Source organism: Rhodoferax sp. OV413, from assembly GCF_900104385.1.
Taxonomy (GTDB): Bacteria; Pseudomonadota; Gammaproteobacteria; order Burkholderiales; family Burkholderiaceae_C; genus Rhodoferax_B.
Window position 1 is genome coordinate 181,757 of record NZ_FNJA01000005.1, and the last position, 19,345, is coordinate 201,101.

The 19,345-nt window shown below is 63.0% G+C and carries 17 protein-coding genes; 5 read left to right on the forward strand and 12 right to left on the reverse strand.

Annotated features, from left to right (window positions below):
- Nucleotides 1–22: 22 nt before the first annotated feature.
- From BLT66_RS17635 to BLT66_RS17660, 6 genes are read right to left on the reverse strand one after another with little or no spacing between them, the layout of a single operon-like run.
- Complete coding sequence (locus BLT66_RS17635) at nt 23–5,848, reverse strand: hybrid sensor histidine kinase/response regulator (protein ID WP_092759913.1); 5,826 nt, start codon at nt 5,846–5,848, stop codon at nt 23–25.
- A 42-nt stretch (nt 5,849–5,890) separates the two neighbouring features.
- Nucleotides 5,891–8,089 (reverse strand): methyl-accepting chemotaxis protein, encoded by a 2,199-nt coding sequence (locus BLT66_RS17640; protein ID WP_092759515.1) that lies wholly within the window; start codon nt 8,087–8,089, stop codon nt 5,891–5,893.
- A gap of 58 nt (nt 8,090–8,147) precedes the next feature.
- Nucleotides 8,148–8,678: a chemotaxis protein CheW gene (locus BLT66_RS17645; RefSeq protein ID WP_092759517.1), complete on the reverse strand. Its 531-nt coding sequence runs from the start codon at nt 8,676–8,678 to the stop codon at nt 8,148–8,150.
- A 13-nt stretch (nt 8,679–8,691) separates the two neighbouring features.
- Nucleotides 8,692–9,057, reverse strand: coding sequence for a response regulator (locus BLT66_RS17650; protein ID WP_092759519.1), 366 nt, complete (start codon nt 9,055–9,057; stop codon nt 8,692–8,694).
- Nucleotides 9,054–9,455 carry a response regulator gene (locus tag BLT66_RS17655; protein ID WP_092759521.1) on the reverse strand — a complete coding sequence of 134 codons (402 nt, stop codon included), beginning with the start codon at nt 9,453–9,455 and terminating at the stop codon, nt 9,054–9,056. The genes BLT66_RS17650 and BLT66_RS17655 overlap by 4 nt, the downstream gene beginning before the upstream one ends.
- 49 nt (nt 9,456–9,504) lie before the next feature.
- Nucleotides 9,505–9,678: a rubredoxin gene (locus BLT66_RS17660; RefSeq protein ID WP_092759523.1), complete on the reverse strand. Its 174-nt coding sequence runs from the start codon at nt 9,676–9,678 to the stop codon at nt 9,505–9,507.
- 94 nt (nt 9,679–9,772) lie between these two features.
- On the opposite strand from BLT66_RS17660, the gene BLT66_RS17665 reads away from it, so the two are divergent.
- The 3 genes from BLT66_RS17665 (at nt 9,773) to BLT66_RS17675 (ending at nt 12,837) form a co-directional block, all read left to right on the forward strand.
- Entirely contained in the window at nt 9,773–10,762 is a 990-nt protein-coding gene (locus BLT66_RS17665) for a bifunctional hydroxymethylpyrimidine kinase/phosphomethylpyrimidine kinase (RefSeq protein ID WP_092759525.1), read from the forward strand.
- Nucleotides 10,746–12,059: a glutamate-1-semialdehyde 2,1-aminomutase gene (gene hemL / locus BLT66_RS17670; RefSeq protein WP_092759527.1), complete on the forward strand. Its 1,314-nt coding sequence runs from the start codon at nt 10,746–10,748 to the stop codon at nt 12,057–12,059. Before BLT66_RS17665 ends, hemL begins: the two co-directional genes overlap by 17 nt.
- 121 nt (nt 12,060–12,180) lie before the next feature.
- Nucleotides 12,181–12,837 (forward strand): glycine zipper 2TM domain-containing protein, encoded by a 657-nt coding sequence (locus BLT66_RS17675; RefSeq protein WP_092759529.1) that lies wholly within the window; start codon nt 12,181–12,183, stop codon nt 12,835–12,837.
- A gap of 115 nt (nt 12,838–12,952) precedes the next feature.
- On the opposite strand, the gene BLT66_RS17680 is transcribed toward BLT66_RS17675, so the two are convergent.
- The 5 genes from BLT66_RS17680 to dusB are packed head-to-tail and all read right to left on the reverse strand — an operon-like array spanning nt 12,953 to nt 16,504.
- The gene (locus BLT66_RS17680) at nt 12,953–13,243 is read right to left on the reverse strand and encodes a putative quinol monooxygenase (protein ID WP_092759530.1); all 291 of its coding nucleotides are present in this window, start codon (nt 13,241–13,243) and stop codon (nt 12,953–12,955) included.
- Nucleotides 13,244–13,281: 38 nt separating this feature from the next.
- Nucleotides 13,282–13,578: a c-type cytochrome gene (locus tag BLT66_RS17685; protein ID WP_255406977.1), complete on the reverse strand. Its 297-nt coding sequence runs from the start codon at nt 13,576–13,578 to the stop codon at nt 13,282–13,284.
- A 22-nt stretch (nt 13,579–13,600) separates the two neighbouring features.
- A complete protein-coding gene (gene purH / locus BLT66_RS17690) occupies nt 13,601–15,172 on the reverse strand; it encodes a bifunctional phosphoribosylaminoimidazolecarboxamide formyltransferase/IMP cyclohydrolase (protein ID WP_092759534.1) in 1,572 nt (523 codons plus the stop codon).
- A 49-nt stretch (nt 15,173–15,221) separates the two neighbouring features.
- The gene (locus BLT66_RS17695) at nt 15,222–15,458 is read right to left on the reverse strand and encodes a helix-turn-helix domain-containing protein (protein ID WP_092759536.1); all 237 of its coding nucleotides are present in this window, start codon (nt 15,456–15,458) and stop codon (nt 15,222–15,224) included.
- Nucleotides 15,455–16,504 (reverse strand): tRNA dihydrouridine synthase DusB, encoded by a 1,050-nt coding sequence (gene dusB / locus BLT66_RS17700; protein ID WP_092759538.1) that lies wholly within the window; start codon nt 16,502–16,504, stop codon nt 15,455–15,457. The genes BLT66_RS17695 and dusB overlap by 4 nt, the downstream gene beginning before the upstream one ends.
- Nucleotides 16,505–16,649: 145 nt before the next feature.
- Between dusB and BLT66_RS17705 the strand changes: the two genes are divergently transcribed.
- Nucleotides 16,650–17,156: a septal ring lytic transglycosylase RlpA family protein gene (locus BLT66_RS17705; protein ID WP_092759540.1), complete on the forward strand. Its 507-nt coding sequence runs from the start codon at nt 16,650–16,652 to the stop codon at nt 17,154–17,156.
- A 94-nt stretch (nt 17,157–17,250) separates the two neighbouring features.
- Here BLT66_RS17705 and aceA read toward each other — a convergent pair whose 3' ends face one another.
- Nucleotides 17,251–18,570 carry an isocitrate lyase gene (gene aceA, locus BLT66_RS17710; RefSeq protein ID WP_092759542.1) on the reverse strand — a complete coding sequence of 440 codons (1,320 nt, stop codon included), beginning with the start codon at nt 18,568–18,570 and terminating at the stop codon, nt 17,251–17,253.
- 307 nt (nt 18,571–18,877) lie between these two features.
- On the opposite strand from aceA, the gene BLT66_RS17715 reads away from it, so the two are divergent.
- Nucleotides 18,878–19,342 (forward strand): YqaA family protein, encoded by a 465-nt coding sequence (locus BLT66_RS17715; protein WP_092759544.1) that lies wholly within the window; start codon nt 18,878–18,880, stop codon nt 19,340–19,342.
- Nucleotides 19,343–19,345: the final 3 nt, after the last annotated feature.

Consider the following 19,345-nt stretch of genomic DNA (forward strand, 5'->3'; position numbering starts at 1 on the left):
GCCAGCACTGGTAGATACTGCGCTAGAGACCTAAAATATCCTCAGTTTTGGCGGTGTAACGGCGCACCAGGCTGAGCAGCTCTTCTTCCGGATAAGGCTTACCCAGATAGTGGTTCACGCCCAGTGCCTGCGCGTGTTCACGGTGTTTCTCGGCCATGCGCGAGGTGATCATGATGATCGGCAAGTCCTTGAACACCGCATCGCTGCGGATATTGCGCGCCAGGTCGAAGCCGTCCATGCGCGGCATTTCGATGTCCGACAGCACCAGCGCCGGCGTCTCGTCGCGCAGCCGTTCCAGTGCTTGCAGGCCGTCGTTGGCCAGGGTCACGCGGTAGCCTTCGCGCTGCAGCAGGCGCTGGGTGACGCGGCGCACGGTGATCGAATCGTCGACCACCAGCACCAGCGGGGTTTGCTGCGCGGCCGCGACCAGGGGAGCCACGTTGCCGGTGCCATCCTGCCATTGCCGGGCCTGCACACCGTACACCGACGACAAGGCCACCGGGTTGTAGATCAACACCACCGCACCCGATGCCAGCACCGACATGCCGGACAAACCGGGCAGGCGCGACAGCTGCGGCCCGAGGTTCTTGACCACCACTTCCTGGTTACCCAGCACCTCGTCCACATGCAAGGCCAGGCGCTGCGCCGCGCTGCGGAAGATCACCACCGCGCTGTTCTTGGATGCTGGCTCGGTGCTGCGCTGCGATACCTGCAGCAAAGCCCCCGACCAGAAAAACGGCACCGATTCGCCGTCGAACTCGACCACATGGCTCTTGTAGGCCTGTGCCAGTTCGGCCTGCGGCATGCGGCGCACTACTTCGATCACGTTGGCGGGTACGCCGATGGACAAGGCCCCGGCACGCAGCATCACCACCTGGGTCACCGCGGTGGTCAGCGGCAGCACCAGCTTGAACTGCGTGCCCTGGCCGGGCTGGCTGGAGGTTTCGATCCGCCCGCCGAGCGCCAGCACTTCGGCGCGCACCACATCCATGCCGATACCGCGACCGGCCAGCTCGGTCACCTGGGCTGCCGTGGAGAACCCAGGCAGAAAGATCAGCTCGGCCACCGTCGACGCATCCATCTCTTGGTCGGCCGACACCAGGCCCTGGGCGACCGCCTTCTGGCGGATACGGCCCATGTCCAGGCCTGCACCGTCGTCGGCAAAGCGCACCGAGATGTCATTGCCTTCGTGGTGCAGTTCCACCGTGATCGTGCCCGCCGCGGGCTTGCCGGCAGCGGTACGCACGGCCGACACCTCGATGCCGTGGGCCACGGCATTGCGCAGCAAGTGCTCAAAGGCCGGAGCCATGCGGTCCAGCACGCCGCGGTCCATTTCGATGGATCCACCGATGATGTCCAGCTTGATCTGTTTACCCGTGTCTTTGGAAGCCTGGCGCACCACCGCGTACAAGCGCTCGGCAATGCCCTCGAACTCGACCATACGGGTGCGCAGCAGGTCACGCTGCAGCTCGCGCGCCTGGCGCGCCTGGTTGACCAGGTCGTCTTCGGTACCTTCAATCGTGCGCTGCAGATTGCGCTGCACGGTGGCCACGTCGTTGACCGACTCGGCCATCATGCGGGTCAGTTCCTGGACACGGGTGAAGCGGTCAAATTCCAGCGGGTCGAAGCCTTGCGCCGTGTCCTTGACCAGGGCCAGACGGGATTGCATCTGCGATTCGGCCTGCACCTCGATGTCGCGCAAATGGGTGCGCATACGTTCCAGGTTGCCGGTCAAATCCCCGAGCGAACTGCGCAGCTGGTTCAGCCGCGCTTCCAGCCGGGTACGTGTGATGATCACCTCGCCCGCCTGGTTGACCAGCCGGTCGAGCAGTTGGGAGCGCACGCGCACAGATTGCTGGGTCAGCTGGCGCGGCGCCGGCATGGCTGGAGTCTCGGGCACAGACGGCGTAGGCAATGGCACGACCGTGCCGGAATCGGACTTAGCTTCGGGCTTGGCCGGTACCGGCAGAGCGACAACCTCGTTCGGAGCCCGCACATGGGCATGTCGCAGGCCATCAAGATCGGCCTGCAAAGCATCGAAATGCGACAGCAGCGGCTCGATCTGGGCCGACTGCAATGACTCGGAACCCAGATGTTCGATCTCGGTTTCCAGCCGGTGGGCCAGCTCGCCCAGGCGCAATGCACCGGCCAAACGGGCACTGCCTTTGAGTGTGTGCAGCGCGCGCAGCACCTCGTTGCGGGCGCCCATATTGTCGGGACGGGCCCACCACTGGCGCAACGCTCCGCCCAACTGGGGCAGCAGCTCGGCGGCTTCTTCTTCAAAAATCGGGAACAGATCGGCATCGATCACGTCCACGACATCCATTTCATCGTCGAAGTCCGACGGCGGCGGCATGGCCGTGTGCAGCGCCGGAATCACTTCCTCGGCCACCGCAGCCACTGGCTCTGGAGCCGCGACGGGTTCGGCGACTTGCACATCCAGCTCGGCGGGTACTTCTGGTTCGGGCGCATCGAAGAAAGCAAGCGCGGCGGCATCGTCCAGCTCGGCCGCAGGCTCTTCTTCCACTGCCGGCAGCGGCGCAGCAGGTTCGGCTTCCAGCAGGTCGCGCAGGGCCTGCAGCACCACCGGGTTGGCGTCCTTCAGGAAACCAGCCGCAAACTGGTGCAGCAGGCGGCGGATGTCTTCGGCCGCATCGGTGAAGATTTGCGCATGCTGTGCCGTGCCATGGCTGAGCAGCTGCACATGTTCAAGCGCGGTTTCCAGGGCCCGCGCCATTTGCGACAAGGCCTGGAAGCCGACCGTGGCCGAGCTACCCGACAGCGAATGCGCGAGCGCGACGGTGGAGTCCGGCAGCGGCTGGTGCAGCTCCAGCGACCACTCGCTGATCTCGGTCAGCAGGCGCCGCGACCATTCGTCGGCTTCGTTGAGGTAGACGTTGTACAGCGGTATACCCATGCGCAGCGTACCGATCACCTTGGTAGTGTCGTCGGTTTCGGGCACGGGCAAAACGGCCGGCGCTGCAGCCTCTGGCGACTCCGGGGTGTCCAACGATGGCTCGGGCGACAACTCGGCTTGCACTGGCTCAGGCACCTCAGGCACCTCAGGCACCTCAGGCACCTCAGGCACCTCAGGCAAGTCTATGGACTCGAATGGCTCGGGCAGCGGTTCAATCTCTTCTGGAACAGCAAGCAGCTCCGGAGCGACCACTTCCGCATCCAGCAAAGCGATAGGCTCGGGTTCAACTTCAACGGGTGCAGGTTGCACATCCAGCAATTCGGGCTGATCTGGAACCAACCGCAAAGGCTCACTGCGCAACTCCAAACGCAAGGCATCGGCCGAAGCGCGGAACGGCTGGGCGCGCCAGCTGTCGGCGCTACCCGCGGCAATGTCTTCAACCCAACGGCCAAAAGCCTGCAAGGCATCGGTAGACAGGTCCAGCAACTCCGAGCTGGCCGGTACCTGCTCGGCCAACCAGCCATTGACCAACTGCTCCATAGCCCAGCTGGCTTCGCCAAATTCCGACAAGCCAACCATGCGGGAGCTGCCCTTGAGGGTGTGGAAAGCCCGGCGCAATGTGGTTTGCGGGCCCATGTCTGCAGGGGTGACGCGCAAATCGCCAACGGCTTCCAGGCCACTCTGCACGACTTCGCGCGCTTCATCGAGGAAGATGTCGCGCAACTCGGCGTCATCGTCCTCTGCGGCAGCTTCGGCCGCGGCTACTGTCGGGGCAGGCACCACATCGAGCAGTTTGGCCAATTCGGCTTCATCCAGCGCTTCACCGGTGACTTCGGTGATATGGCCCAGGCCCGGTTCATCCACCGACATGGTGAGCTCGGGCAAAGGCTCGGGCGCGACCATCACCGACAAGGGCGCCAGATCGTCGACCACGACCGGCTCGGGTTCGGGCAAAGATTCGGGCAGATCCAGCGACGGCAGCTCGGCGGCAAAATCCGACTCGGGCAGCAGGGCCGTTTCGGGCTCGAAATCCACTGCCAAGGGCAGATCCAGCGAGGGAAATGGTTCTGAGAGGGCTTCCGGCAAGGGCATCGGCACGGTGGCCGATTCCTGCATCGCGCGCTCGACCAGCGAATCCAGGAACGGTGCCTGGACCGAATCCTGCACCGGGACTGTGCTGCGGCCCATCACCAGCTTGAACTCGCCAGCGTCTTCGTCGTAGATAAACAGTTTTTTGGCCAAAGCCCGCTGGTAACCCAGCATGTCGATCATGAAGCCTAGTGCTCCCAGGCTGTTGCCCAGCCGGTCGAAACTGGCGGCGCGCTCTGCCTCATCGGCCAAGTCATCGGACATATAGCCATCGACGGTTTCGCGCATGCGCATGACCGCATAGGACGCCTGGTCCAGACCCAGCACCGACAGCACGCCACGCATTTGCGACAGCTGGTTGGTCACCTTGGCCAAGGGCACTTTCTCACGCGGCGTGCGGAAGAACTGGTCCAGCGACTGCTCGACCTCGCCCAAGGTGCTGCGCAGCTCATCGACCACACTGCCCATGGTTTGGCGGTCGCTCACGCGGTGGTACAGCTCCTCCATCCAGGGAGCCAGCGGCTCGGGCTGACCGCCACGCTCCACACCGATCAAACGCTCGGCCAACAACTTGGCCCGCTCTTCCAGTTGGGCATCGGCCTGGTCCAGCTCTTCAAACGCGGCCTCCAGGTAGAGCACCGAGGTAGCCACCTCCATGCCTAGTGCTGCCGACGGTGGGGCTTTGGAACGCACTGTGCTTTCCACCGCTTCGCACAAGGCCTGCGCCAATACGGCACTGCCGGAATGCAATTTGGTCAGCGATTCGCCGACCATGTTGAACTGGTCGAGTGCCGGTTTGAAACGGTGGGTATCACCGCCAGCCAGCGCCGACCAGGTCTCGGCGGCCGCTGCCAGGCGCTTGCGGGCCTGCGCCAGCAGCGCCGGGTCAAAGCGGCCAAACTGGCGCACCTCGTAATCGATGGGCGCATGCCGCTGCAAGCCATAAGCCTGGCGCACCGCGGCCAAAGTCGGCGCGTCCGCAAACTGTGTGGGCACGGCCTGGGCACAGAAGAACAGCATGTCCTGCGCCAAGCGGGTGGCCACCGTAGGGTCACCCTTGGCCAGCGTCGCGTACTGGGTCAGCACCCGTGACGCAATGCGCTTGGAATACACGTCCGGCGGGAACAGCCCCATAGACAGGGCTTCAAAATAGGCTGCTGCAATGGTCCAGAACGCCCGCTCGGGCTGGCGCTGCTGGCCGGCGGCAAACCCCAGACAGGTCGCCACCAGCTCCTGGGACGCCACCGGATCACCGGTCTTGACGACCTTGAGCACGCACTGGTCCAGACGCGCACGCAACGCCGGCGCATAGGCCAGCGGAGCCACGGGTACAGCGGCCGCCACCTCGCGCCAGCGCACTTCCATCGGCCACAGATCGGCCGGATGGATCTGGCTCACGCCCGCCAGCAGCTGTGCCTCGCGGTACTGCGGAAACAACCCGACCGACGATACCGGCTTGCTGGCCAGCACGCCTTCCAGATAGTCGACCAGCGCAAAACTGGCACGCTCAATCTTGCCTACCGACTCTTCTACACACAGGCTGGGGTTATCGACAAACTTGTTGACGGCAGCCTCCATGGCGCGCAGCACCAGCGAGGGCGCTGTCATGCCGACCATTTCCAGCGCACCTACGGTCAGGTGCAACTGCTGCGAGGCGGTGCGCAGGTGGCTGGTATCCGGCACAGCAAAACCTGCGCCCTGGGCGGCATCAGATTCGCGCACAAAGCGCTTGAGGGCTTTGACCGCGGTATCCAGCGTCTTGCGCAGCTCGTCAAGCACCCAGGCCAGCGGGCCGAGGTCTTGCTCGGGCAACTCAGCAGCCGTAGATTCGGTGGTTTGCATGGATGCGTCCCTGGCGGCGAATGGCAACAACGGCATTCGCGCTTACTTGATTTTGAACCGTGCAACCGACTGGCGCAATTCTTCGGCCATCTGGGACAGCTCGCGCACCTGGGCAGCGGTGGTACGCGTACCCTCTCCTGTTTGCTCGGTCACCGCAAAAATGTGCTGGATGTTGTCCGCCACCACGTTGGCTTTTTCCGCTTCGCGCGAAGTGGCTTGCGAGATCTGTTCAATCAGCTCGGCCAGACGGCGAGACACACGGTCAATTTCAGACAAGGCAGTACCCGCACTGTCCGACAGCCGGGCACCGGCCACCACACCCTGGGTGGAACGCTCCATAGCGGCCACGGCATCCTGGGTGTCGGTCTGGATCGCCTTCACCAGGGTCGCAATCTGGCGCGTCGCATCGGCAGAACGCTCGGCCAGCCGCTGCACTTCTTCCGCCACCACCGAGAAGCCGCGACCGGCTTCGCCGGCGGACGCAGCCTGGATGGCGGCATTCAGCGCCAGCACGTTGGTTTGCTCGGTAATGTCGGAAATCAGTTCGGTGATTTCACCAATCTCCTGCGACGACTCGCCCAAGCGCTTGATGCGCTTGGAGGTTTCCTGGATCTGGTCGCGGATCGAATTCATGCCGCCAATCGCGTTCTGCACCGCCTGCAAACCGGTGTCGGCAGCTTCCAGTGACTGGCGCGCCACAGTAGCCGACTCTTGCGCCTGGGTAGACACCTCATTGATGCGCGACGCCATGTCCAGCACCGAGCGTCCGGTTTCGCGGATCTCGCGCAGCTGTTCGGTCGACGCGGCCAGCAGCTCGGTCGAGGTGTTGTCCACCTGCGAAGTCGTCTGGGCCACCTGGGTGGCCGTGTTCTGCACGCTGCCCACCAGTGCGCGCAACTCTTCCACCGTGTAGTTCACCGAGTCGGCAATCGCGCCGGTAATGTCTTCGGTCACCGTCGCCTGTTGCGTCAAATCGCCTTCGGCCACGGCTTGCAGCTCGTTCATCAACCGCAAAATAGCCGCCTGGTTCGCGTCATTTACGCGCTTGGTACCTTGTTGAGACAACTCAGCCTCGACCCGCTGCACTTCGGCCGTGGTCTGCCGTTTGCGGCTACCAAGCAGCTGTACGCGGGCCAGGCCAAACGCGCAAGCCAGGGCCAGCAGTGCAGACAACACCAGCACCGCCACCGCTACGACACCCAGGCCGCTTTGCGACGACAGCTTGTCTTGCAGTTCTTCAAGCTGACGGCGCAGCGGCTCGCTATCGGCCACCACCGCAGTCTGGGCTTCGCGGGCCGATACCAGGCCCTGCAAATTACCCAAAATCGCGCCCGCTTGGGTACGGGTTTCGTCGTACAGCTTGAGCAAGGCGCCCAGTTGCTCGCGTGTAGCCGGGTCTTTGGCAGCCGTCAGGCGCAGCTCGGCACTGCCTTCCAGCAGACCCTGGGTGATTTCCTTGAACGAATTCAAATCCTTGCCCAGCAGGAACACGGCCTCGGGGCTCACGCCTTCCATGGTCTGGAATTCATTGGCTGACTTGCCGATGCGTTGGGTCAGCATCACCAGCTGGCCGGCCGCGGAAATCTCGGTGGGCGAAGCCGCCTGCTGCAACTTGAAGGAAGCAACGGTTTCGGCGATCTCCAGCAAGTCTGAGGATTGGCGGTTGATGGTGCGCAGCGCGGCCCCCACTTGGGTCAGAATCTTCTGCTGGCCCATCACGGTGGCCGCATTCTTCTCGGCCCGGTCGGTCAACGGAACAATTTTGGCGATATCGGCCTGGTCATCAGAACTCACGGGCGACAGGCGCTCGTCACCGGCCTGCAGGCCGCGCACGTTCTTGGCCAACACGTCGGCGCTTTCGGCCACGTCGGGAAAGGCCGAAGTGCTGCCCACCAGGGCCTGGGACACCGACTTGGCCAGCCGCTGCGACTGCATCAAGGCCTGGCCGGTGGCCGCCAGTTGCTGCGCCACTTTGTCAGACCGGTTCAAGGTATAGGCTGCCACCAGCACCAGCACCAGTACCGCCAACGCCAGTACCGTTACCAGAATGCGCTGGTGGGTGTTGATACGGCGCTTGCCCAGCAAGGGCAGCGTCACCCATTCGTCCACCGAAGCTGCCCCACTGGAGCCGACCAAACGGCTTTCCGCAAAGTCAGGCGCCGGGGGTACGGGAGCCGGCGCTTCAGGGGCCGCCTCCGGCAGACCTGCCACGGTATCCAGGTCGGTTTCAACCGAAGACATGGTGAGCGACGAATTCAGGTTCTCAACAGCGGGCATGGTGCAGCTTTCTGGATGGGCCCTAAGCACTGATGCTCAGAAAAGAAGGAAGTTGGGACAAGGTCAGCAGGTTGATTTCCTGCCATGAAACACCGGCCGCATCGCTGTATGTGCGGCCGAAGTAGGTGGGCGCCCCGTCTTCGGGTGGGGCAGAGGAGGCAAATGAATCGTTACCGCGCAGGCCGCTGAGCTGGTCGACCAGCAAGGCGCAATTCACATCCATGGCGCCATTGAATGACAGCAGACTGCAGTCCGGCAAATCCGACTCAGCGCGTGTACTTGGTGCATCCGGTGCCATGAAGCGCAGCAGGTCCACCACGCCGCACAGACCGCCGCGCAGATTCGCCACACCCAGAAACCAGGGTTGGGTATAGGCGGCCGGCTGCACCGAAGTCCACGGAAAAATTTCGCCGCATTGGGCCAGGGGAAACAAGTAGCGCCCCGTCCCCACATAGATGGCCAGCCAGCGCACCGACAAGCCTTCGTTGCGGGCGGCTTGCAGCCGGGAGGCTAGCCGGGTTTGCAGTTCTCGGAGTGCTTCACGATTCGCCATGGGTGCAGTCGCCTTAGCCCAAGGCGCTGATCTTGGCCTTCAGCTCGGCGGCGTTCACCGGTTTGGTGATGTAGTCGCGCGCTCCCTGGCGCATGCCCCAGACCCGATCGGTTTCCTGGTTCTTGCTGGTGCACATGATGATGGGCACATCCGCAAAGTCGGGGTTGCGGCTGATGGTGCGCGTCAGCTGAAAGCCGTTCTGCCCAGGCATCACCACGTCCATCAGGATCAGGTCGGGTTTTTGCTCGGCCAGTCGACGAAAAGCCTCTTCGGCGTTCTCCGCCGTGCGCACCGACATGCCCTCTTTTTGCAGCAGCTCGGTGAGGTACAACAATTCTGTTTTGGAATCGTCCACGATCAGTACGTTGTGGATAGTCATTCGTCAGATCCTTGCACCACGGCACCAAACTGCTGTACGGCCTGGAGCAGCTGGTCTTTGGTAAACGGTTTGGTTAAATAGTCTTGCGAGCCCACCATGCGGCCACGCGCCTTGTCGAAAACACCGTCTTTGGACGACAACATGACCACCGGGATGGACGCAAACTTGGGGTTGCGCTTGATGATGGCGCAGGTTTGGTAGCCGTCCAGCTTGGGCATCAGGATGTCGCAAAAAATCAGCTGCGGCAGGTGGTCGTTGATCTTGGACAAGGCGTCAAAGCCATCTTCGGCCAACAACACCTCGTGCCCGCCTTGTTTCAGGAATATCTCGGCACTACGACGTATCGTATTGCTGTCGTCCACCACAAGGACTTTGAAGGTCGTGGCTGTCGTACTCACGTGGCACCGCTCCTCATTAGGACTGGACAACGCGGACGGTCGCCGCGCATCAAAGTTGAACCATCTCGAAATCTTCTTTACGAGCCCCGCATTCGGGGCAAGTCCAGTTCATGGGCACCAAAGCCCACGCGGTTCCAGCGGCAATGCCATGCTCGGGCGAACCCGTAGCTTCGTCATAAATCCACCCGCAAATCAAACACATCCAAGTTTTAGGGTCAGTCACAGCTTAAAGGGCCTTCGAATAGAATGCAACGGATTGTATAGACGCAGTTTGACGGCCTCGCCAATTTGCTCGCGCCCCCTGCCGAATTAGGCCCATGAACTCCCCCAAATCCCCAAAAAAGCCCGCCACCAACGACCCGCTCGACGAGGTCCATGAGCCCGAAGCCGCCGATGAAGACCTCGCCGGACCGGCCTGCGTCATGGTCTTCAACGCCAGCGATCCCAGCGGCGCAGCCGGCCTGGCAGCCGACACCACGGCCATCGCCTCGGTCGGCGCGCATGCCCTGCCCGTCGTCACCGGCGCCTATGCCCGCGACACCGGCGAGATCTTTGAGCACTTCTGCTTCGACGAAGAAGCGGTCACCGAGCAGGCCCGCGCCGTGCTGGAAGACGTGGAAGTGCAGGTCTTCAAGGTCGGCTTCGTCGGCAGCCCGGAGAACATCAGCGCCATCGCCGAAATCACCTCCGACTACGCCGAAGTGCCGGTTGTCGCCTATATGCCCAACCTTTCGTGGTGGGACGAAGACAAGATCGACGAGTATCTGGACGCATTCCGTGAGCTACTGCTGCCGCAAACCACGGTGTTGGTTGGAAACCACAGTACGCTGCGCCGCTGGCTGCTGCCCGACTGGGATAGCGAGCGCAACCCCACGCCGCGCGACATCGCCAAGGCCGCCGCCACCATGGGCGTGCCCTACACCCTGGTCACCGGCATCCCCTTGCCCGAGCAGCATGTAGAAAACGTGCTGACCAGCCCCCAAGCGGTGCTGGTGAGCGAAAAGTTCGAGCTGTTCGAAGCCGTTTTCACCGGCGCGGGCGAAACCCTGTCCGCCGCCTTGGCCGCCCTGCTGGCCAGCGGCAGCGATCTGGCCGAAGCCACCAATGAAGCCATGAGCTACCTGGACCGCTGCCTGGATGGCGGTTTCCGCCCCGGCATGGGCCACATCCTGCCCGACCGCATGTTCTGGGCCCAGCCCGAGGACGACGCGGCAGACGATGGCTCCGACCCCGACCAAACCCTCGACGAAGAAACCCTGCGCGCCATCGCCGCACTGGAAGCCCCGCCCCATGACCACCGCCACTGATAAAAACCAACAACTGTTTGAACGCGCGCTGAAGATCATCCCCGGCGGCGTGAATTCCCCTGTGCGCGCCTTCAAGGCGGTCGGCGGCACGCCGCGCTTTGTGCAGCGCGCCCAGGGCGCCTATTTCTGGGACGCCAACGGCCAGCGCTATACCGACTACATCGGCTCCTGGGGTCCGATGATCCTGGGCCACGGCCATCCGGCAGTGGTCGACGCGGTGCAAAAAGCCTTGCTCGAAGGCTTCTCCTTCGGCGCTCCGACCGAGCGCGAGGTCGAGCTGGCCGAGGAAATCCTGTCCCTGGTGCCGTCGATGGAAATGCTGCGCCTGGTCAGCTCCGGCACCGAAGCGGCCATGAGCACCATCCGCCTGGCGCGCGGCGCCACCGGCCGCAACAAGATCATCAAGTTCGAAGGCTGCTACCACGGCCATGCCGACGCGCTGCTGGTGAAAGCCGGCTCCGGCCTGGCCACCTTTGGCAGCGCCACCAGCGCCGGCGTACCGCCCGAGGTGGTGCAGCACACCCTGGTGCTCGAATACAACCACATCGCCCAGCTGGAAGAAGCTTTTGCGCTGCACGGCAAGGACATCGCCTGCCTGATGATCGAACCCATCGCCGGCAATATGAACTTCGTGCGCGCCAGCGTGCCCTTCATGCGCCGCTGCCGCGAACTCTGCACCCAGTACGGCGCCCTACTGGTGCTGGACGAGGTGATGACCGGCTTCCGCGTGGCGCTGGGCAGCGCACAAAGCGTTTATGCCAAGCACATTCCCGGCTTTGCACCCGATATGACGGTGCTGGGCAAGGTGATTGGCGGCGGCATGCCGCTGGCGGCCTTTGGCGGCTCGCGCGCGGTGATGGAACACCTGGCGCCCATGGGTGCGGTCTACCAGGCCGGCACGCTGTCGGGTAATCCGGTGGCTACCGCTTGCGGTTTGGCAACCTTGCGCGAGATCCGCAAACCCGGCTTCTACGAGGCGCTGGCGCAATCCACCCAGTCGCTGGTCAGCGGCCTGCAGGCAGCGGCCGATGCAGAGGGCATGGCCTTCTGCAGCGATAGCGAGGGTGGCATGTTCGGCTTCTTCCTGCTGGACCAGCTGCCACAGAACTACCCCCAGGTGATGAAGACCAGCGGCCCGCGTTTCAACCAGCTGTTCCACGGCCTGCTGGACCGCGGCGTGTACATCGCACCGGCACTGTACGAGGCCGGTTTCGTCAGCTCGGCGCACACGCCAGACGATATTGCGACGACGATTGAGGCCGCGCGCGCGGTTTTCAAAGAACTATCAAAAGCATAGCTGCCTGCGTAGGTAGTACCTGCGCTAGAGGTCGATTTGACGCCTAAATTTTCAATGGAAAATTGAAAATGCGCGGTAAAGCCTGAAACCTAGGGGCGGGTTCAGGCGTTTAATCACCATCATGAAAAACATTCTCATCCTCAGCGCACTGACCTTGGCGTCAGGCCTTGCAGCCGCCCAGGAAACCGGGCGTGTCTTGTCGTCGACACCCATCATCCAGCAGGTAGCTGTTCCGCGCCAGGTGTGCAGTAACCAGCAAGTAGCGGTCGAGCCACAACGCTCCGGCGCCGGCGCCCTGATGGGCGGTATCGCCGGCGGTGCCATGGGTAATGCCGTGGGTGGCGGTAGCGGCCGGGCCGCAGCCACCATGCTGGGCATTGTGGGCGGCGCGATCCTGGGCGACCGGATCGAAAGCCCCGGCCCGACCCAATTGCGCAATGTGCAGAGCTGCAACACCCAGACCTTCTTTGAAAACCGCACTGCGGGCTACAACGTGGTCTACGAATTCGCCGGCAAGCAGTACACCACCACCATGGCGAACGACCCCGGCCCAACCATCCCGCTGCAGGTCAGCCCCATGGGTGGTAACAGCATGCCCCCGGTGCGCGCTCCGGTGCAGACCATTTCCGGTGACTACTACCAACCCCAGCCGGCCTATGCCGAGCCCACCTATGCCACGCCAGTGGTGGTGCAGCCCGCGCCCTACTACCGCCCCGCCATCCCAATTGGCGTGGAGTTGAACTTCGGCTACAGCCGCGGCTACGGCCACTGGCGCTGAGAACCCGGCGCTCACCCAATAAAAAAGACCGCAGCCGCGGTCTTTTTTATTGCTATAACTTATATAGCTGCCTGCGCAGCATCTATCTGCACCAGAAGTCGATTTAGCATATAAATCAAGCGACTTGGCGCATCTCCAGCATCTCCAAGTCGGCGATCCAGTCGCCGGCCTGGGCCCGGAACGCCGCGCTGTGCGGGCCGGCCAGATGCTTTTCCCACGACGCACGGTCTTGCCACCGTTCATAAAACACCACCTTGCCCGGCTGGTTCAGGTCTTCGTGCAACTCATAGGCGATGCAGCCCGGTTGCTGGCGCGACAAGGGCACGAGTGCGGTTTGCGCAGCCACCAGAGCGGCTTCCAGGCCCGGCTTGGCTTGCACGCGGACGATGATGACGAGATCGGACATGGAGAATTCCTGGGGAAAAAGTAGATAAGGGCGCGATGTTACGGCGCCGGCTGGGACAGCACCCAGCGCGCCAGCGCCTGGGCGTCGGCTTCGGACACATGGGGCTGGCGCGGCATGCTGAGGCGCCCCCAGGTGCCGACGCCGCCGCTGCGGATCTTGCCAGCCAGGCGTTGCGGCGCCTCGGCATCACCCCGGTAGCGGGCCGCCACCTGGGCGAAGCCCGGGCCGACCTGCTTGCGCACCAGGCCGTGACAAGACATGCAGCCGTAGTCCTGGGCCAGCTCGGGCGGCGAGGCGGCTACGGCCAGCCCCGTCCACAGGAGCAAAGCGGCCATGGCGCCCAGCCGCAGCATCTTTTTAGTGGCGGAAGTGGCGCACGCCGGTCAGCACCATCACCACGCCGCGCTCGTTGGCGGCTTTGACTACTTCATCGTCGCGCATCGAGCCACCGGGCTGGATCACGCAGGTCGCACCCGCGTCGATCACCACGTCCAGGCCGTCGCGGAACGGGAAGAAAGCATCGCTGGCGACAGCCGTACCAGCCAGGGTCAGGTTGGCATGGCCGGCCTTGATGCTGGCGATGCGTGCCGAGTCCAGGCGGCTCATCTGGCCGGCGCCCACGCCCATGGTCATGCCGTCCTTGCAGAAGACGATGGCATTGCTCTTGACGAACTTGGCCACCTTCCAGGCGAACAGCAGGTCTTGCAGTTGCTGCGGCGTGGGCTGCAGCGTGGTGACGACCTTCAGGTCGGCCAGCGCCAGTTCGTGGTTGTCGGCGGTCTGCATCAGCAGGCCCGAGCCGATGCGCTTGATGTCCATGGCGTTCTGGCCCTTGTCCCAAGCGGTCGCGCCGCCCGGTGGCAAGGCGATTTCCAGGATGCGGACATTCACCTTGGTCTTGAATACTTCCAGCGCTTCGGCGGTATAGCCGGGGGCCATCAGCACTTCAACGAACTGCTTCGAAATCTGTAGCGCAGCGTCCTTATCCAATGTGCGGTTCAGGGCAATAATGCCGCCAAAAGCCGAGGTCGGGTCGGTCTGGAAGGCCTTGCTATAGGCTTCCAGGCCATTCGCGCCGACAGCCACGCCGCAGGGATTCGCATGCTTGACGATCACGCAGGCCGGCACGTCGAAGCTCTTCACGCATTCCCAGGCGGCATCGGCGTCGGCGATGTTGTTGTAGCTGAGTTCCTTGCCCTGCAGCTGCTTGGCGGTGACCAGCGAGCCGGGCGCGGGATACAGGTCGCGGTAGAACGCAGCCTGCTGGTGCGGGTTCTCGCCGTAGCGCAGGTCCTGCAGCTTGACGAAGCGGCCATTGGTTTGCGCGGGGAACTGAGAGTGGCTGCCGTCTTCCTGGATGGCGGACAGGTAGTCGCTGATCGCACCGTCGTACTGGCTGATGCGGTTGAACGCGGCCACCGACAGGGCGAACTTGGTCTTCTGGCTGACGCTGCCGGTAGCTTGCAGCTCGGCCAGCACCGTGGCGTACTGGCTGGCGTCGGTCAGCACGGCCACGTCTTTCCAGTTCTTGGCGGCGCTGCGCACCATGGCAGGGCCACCAATGTCGATGTTCTCGATCGCGTCTTCCAGCGTGCAGCCGGGCTTGGCCACCGTCGCTTCAAACGGGTACAGGTTGACCACCAGCAGGTCGATGGTGTCGATGCCGTGGGTTTTCAAAGCAGCCATGTGCTCGGGGAAGTCGCGGCGCGCCAGCAGGCCGCCGTGGACCTTGGGGTGCAGGGTCTTGACCCGGCCGTCAAGCATCTCGGGGAAGCCGGTGTGGTCGGCCACCTCGGTCACGGGCAGGCCGTTGTCGGCCAGCAACTTGGCGGTGCCGCCGGTGGACAGCAGGCCAACGCCCAGGGCGTGCAGTGCGCGGGCGAGTTCCAGGACACCGGTTTTGTCAGAGACGGAGAGAAGTGCGTTCATGGGGTTCTAAAGGTCAGGGAGTCAAAATAAAAAGGGGCAGGCGCGGGGCTTATTCCATCAGCCGGTGGTCCAGCAGTTTCTTGCGCAAGGTGTTGCGGTTCAGCCCCAGCCAGGCGGCGGCGCGCGACTGGTTCTGGTCGGCCTGGGCCATCACCACTTCGAGCAGCGGCTTCTCGACCACCCGCACCATCATTTCGTACATGCCTGCGGGTTCGATGCCGTCCAGGTCTTTGAAGTAGCTCGCCAGACTCAGGCGCACACACTCATCAATACTTTTTTGGCTCACGCTGCGCTCTCCAGATCGGATTCTTGTTCTTGCTCATTCATGCTGTGGGCGACCGGCATGCGGTCCATGGCGGTCGCCAATTCGGTAAAAAAATCGTCCACGGCGGCCAGTTGCAGCTGCGGGTCTTCCAGCAGGTTCATGCGGGCGCGGAAGTCCTCGCCGCCGGGCAGGTTTTTGACGTACCAGCCGATGTGCTTGCGCGCGGTGCGCACGCCGCTGAATTCGCCGTACAGGCTGTAATGGTCTTCCAGGTGGTCCAACAGCAGACGACGCACCTCGGCCACCAGCGGGGGCGCCAGGTGCGTGCCGGTGTCCAGAAAATGCGCGACCTCGCGGAAGATCCAGGGCCGGCCCTGGGCGGCGCGGCCGATCATGACGGCGTCGGCACCGGTATAGGCCAGCACATCGCGGACTTTCTCGGGGCTGGTCAGGTCGCCATTGGCCACTACCGGCACGCGCACCGCGGCCTTCACGGCAGCGATGGTGTCGTATTCGGCCTGGCCCTTGTAGCCCTGCTCGCGGGTGCGACCGTGCACGGTCAGCATCTGCACGCCGGCCTGCTCGAACTGGCGCGCCAGCGCCACCGCGTTCTTGTTGTCCTGGCTCCAGCCGGTACGCATCTTCAGGGTGACGGGCACGCCGTGCGGGGCGCAAGCAGCAACCACGGCCTCAACGATGGCCAGGGCCAGGGGTTCGTCCTGCATCAGCGCCGAACCTGCCCATTTGTTGCACACCTTCTTGGCCGGGCAGCCCATGTTGATGTCGATGATCTGCGCGCCGTTGGCCACGTTATAGGCTGCAGCCTCGGCCATCATGGCCGCATCGGTGCCGGCGATCTGCACGGCAATGGGTGCCACTTCGCCGTCGTGGTTGGCGCGGCGCGATGTCTTCAGCGTGTTCCACAAATCACGCCGCGAGGTCACCATTTCGCTGACCGCATAGCCCGCACCCAGGGTTTTACACAGGCGCCGGAACGGCCGATCCGTCACGCCAGCCATGGGCGCGACAAACAAACGGTTCGCTAAAGCGTACGGGCCGATGTGCATGGGAATAGGAACAAGCGCCGGCAGGGCGCAAAGGGTATTTTTGGGGGGAGACGCATTCTAACTGCTCAAAATTTCAGCAATTGAAATGCGCTACCCCATGGCGGAACTTCGGCGACAGCCGGCCCGCAGGCACTAATATGCGCGCATGTTTGAAAAGCGATTGATCGTCTGGCTGCTACTGTTGTCCTTCTTGCCCGGGTGTTCGACCACGCTGCGTGCCCAGCCTTTGGCGGTGGAAGAACCCAGCACCGAAGCCCCTGAAACCGCCCCATTGGCCACCAATCCATCCGACTTCTGGGCCACCGACCTGGGCGCAGGTACGGCTCAGCGCGGCAAAGCCAGCTGGTACGGCAAGCGCTTCCACGGCCGGCGCACGGCCTCGGGCGAAGTCTTCAAAATGTCGGAGCTGACGGCGGCCCACCGCACCCTGCCCTTGCTGAGCTACGCCAAAGTGACCTTGCTGAGCAACGGCAAAAGCGTCATCGTGCGCATCAACGACCGGGGCCCGCACATCCTCACCCACCGCATCATCGACCTGAGCCAGGCGGCAGCGGCCGAACTGGGCTTGCTGTCCATGGGCACGGGCGACGTGCTGGTGGAGCGGGTGGTGGCGCGCGACGTTGGCGACCCGCCTTCGCTATCGAAAAAATAGCTGCATACGCAAACAGCCTGCACGCTGGCAGGCTGTTTGGTTATGAACTCAATTCAGGCAGCAGCGAAAACGCCGCCGCCCCGGAGATGGCATTTCAGTGAAACTGCTCTTCTTCGGTCGAGCCGGTCAAGGCTGTCACACTGGACTTGCCACCCTGGATCACCGTGGTCACTTCGTCGAAGTAACCCGTGCCCACTTCCTGCTGGTGCGACACAAAGGTGTAGCCACGGTCGCGGGCAGCGAACTCGGGCTCTTGCACCTTCTCCACATAGGCCGACATGCCGCGCTTCACATAGTCCTGCGCCAGGTCGAACATGTTGAACCACATCGAGTGGATGCCGGCCAGCGTGATGAACTGGTACTTGTAGCCCATTGCGCCGAGTTCGCGCTGGAACTTGGCGATGGTCGCGTCGTCCAGGTTCTTCTTCCAGTTGAACGATGGCGAGCAGTTGTAGGCCAGCATCTTGCCGGGGTGCACCTTGTGCACGGCGTCGGCAAACTTCTTGGCGAAGGCCAGATCGGGCGTGCCGGTTTCGCACCACACCAGGTCGGCGTAATGGGCGTAGGCAATCGCGCGGCTGATGGCCTGGTCGATGCCCTTCTTGGTCTTGTAGAAACCTTCGGAGGTGCGCTCGCCGGTGATGAAGGGCTTGTCGTTCTCGTCGTAGTCGCTGGTCAGCAGGTCGGCGGCTTCGGCATCGGTACGGGCAATCACCAAGGTCGGCACGCCGCAGACGTCGGCGGCCATGCGGGCGGCGATCAGCTTTTGTACGGCTTCGGCAGTAGGCACCAACACCTTGCCGCCCATGTGGCCGCATTTTTTCACCGATGCCAACTGGTCTTCCCAGTGCACGCCGGCAGCGCCGGAGTTGATCATGGCCTTCATCAGCTCGAACGCGTTCAGCACACCGCCGAAACCGGCTTCGGCATCGGCCACGATGGGCGCGAAGTTGTCGATGTAGCCTGCGTCGCCAGCGTCGATGCCCTTGGAGTGCTGGATCTCGTCGGCACGGCGAAACGTGTTGTTGATGCGCTCAACCACTTTCGGCACCGAATCCACGGGGTACAGCGACTGGTCGGGGTACATGGCGGCGTAGCCGTTGTTGTCGGCAGCCACTTGCCAGCCGGACAGGTAAATGGCCTTCACGCCGGCCTTCACCTGCTGCATGGCCTGGCCACCGGTCAATGCGCCCAGGCAGTTCACATAGGCTTCGGTGTGCAGCAAGTCCCAGAGCTTTTCAGCGCCGCGGCGGGCCAATGTGTGCTCGATGGGAAAGGAGCCGCGCAGACGCACGACTTCGGCCGCGGTGTAGCCACGTTTGATGCCCTTCCAACGGGGATTGGTGTCCCAGTCTTTTTGCAGAGCGGCGGCTTGTTGTTCACGGCTGAGTTGTTCGGTGATGGATTGCGGCATAAAAAGCTCCAGAGGTGGTTGAAACAGGGTCTGCATCTGCGGCGGGTTCCGCGGTGCCTGTGGAAAAATTTTAAGTCTTCTACAAGACTTTAAATACTCTTATGTCTTATATAAGATTAAATATTTCACCCAATAAAATCAACAGCTTATGGATATTTATCGCATTACGAAAAGAATTTCCGCTTCCCGAAAGAAAATGCGGCAGTGCAGCAATTGACGGTTTCGCAGAGCGGTTTTCATTTTTCGCATCGTGAAATGAACGAATGGGGCAGAAATTCCGCCCCAGGCGCGCCCCTATACTGCGCCGATGCAAGCCTGGATAGAGCACCTTTTGACCCTGTTGGCCCTGCCGCAATTCGGACTCAGCACGGTCTTTGTGGTGTCCTTCATCTCCGCCACGCTGCTGCCCATGGGCTCGGAGCCGGTGGTCTTCGGCCTTGTCAAGCTGAATCCGGAACTGTTCTGGCCCGCCATCCTGGTGGCCACCGCCGGCAATACCCTGGGCGGTGCGGTCGACTGGTGGATGGGCTTTGGCGCCCACAAGGTGGCCGACAAATACACCCACTCCAAGCACCATGTGCGGGTGCTCGGCTGGCTGGAAAGATTGGGGCCCAAAGCCTGCTTGCTGGCCTGGCTGCCGCTGGTCGGCGACCCGCTGTGCGCGGTGGCGGGCTGGCTCAAGCTGCCGTTCTGGCCCTGCCTGGGCTATATGGCGATAGGCAAGTTCATCCGCTACGTGCTGATGACCGGATCGCTGGTCTGGGCGTTCTAGCGA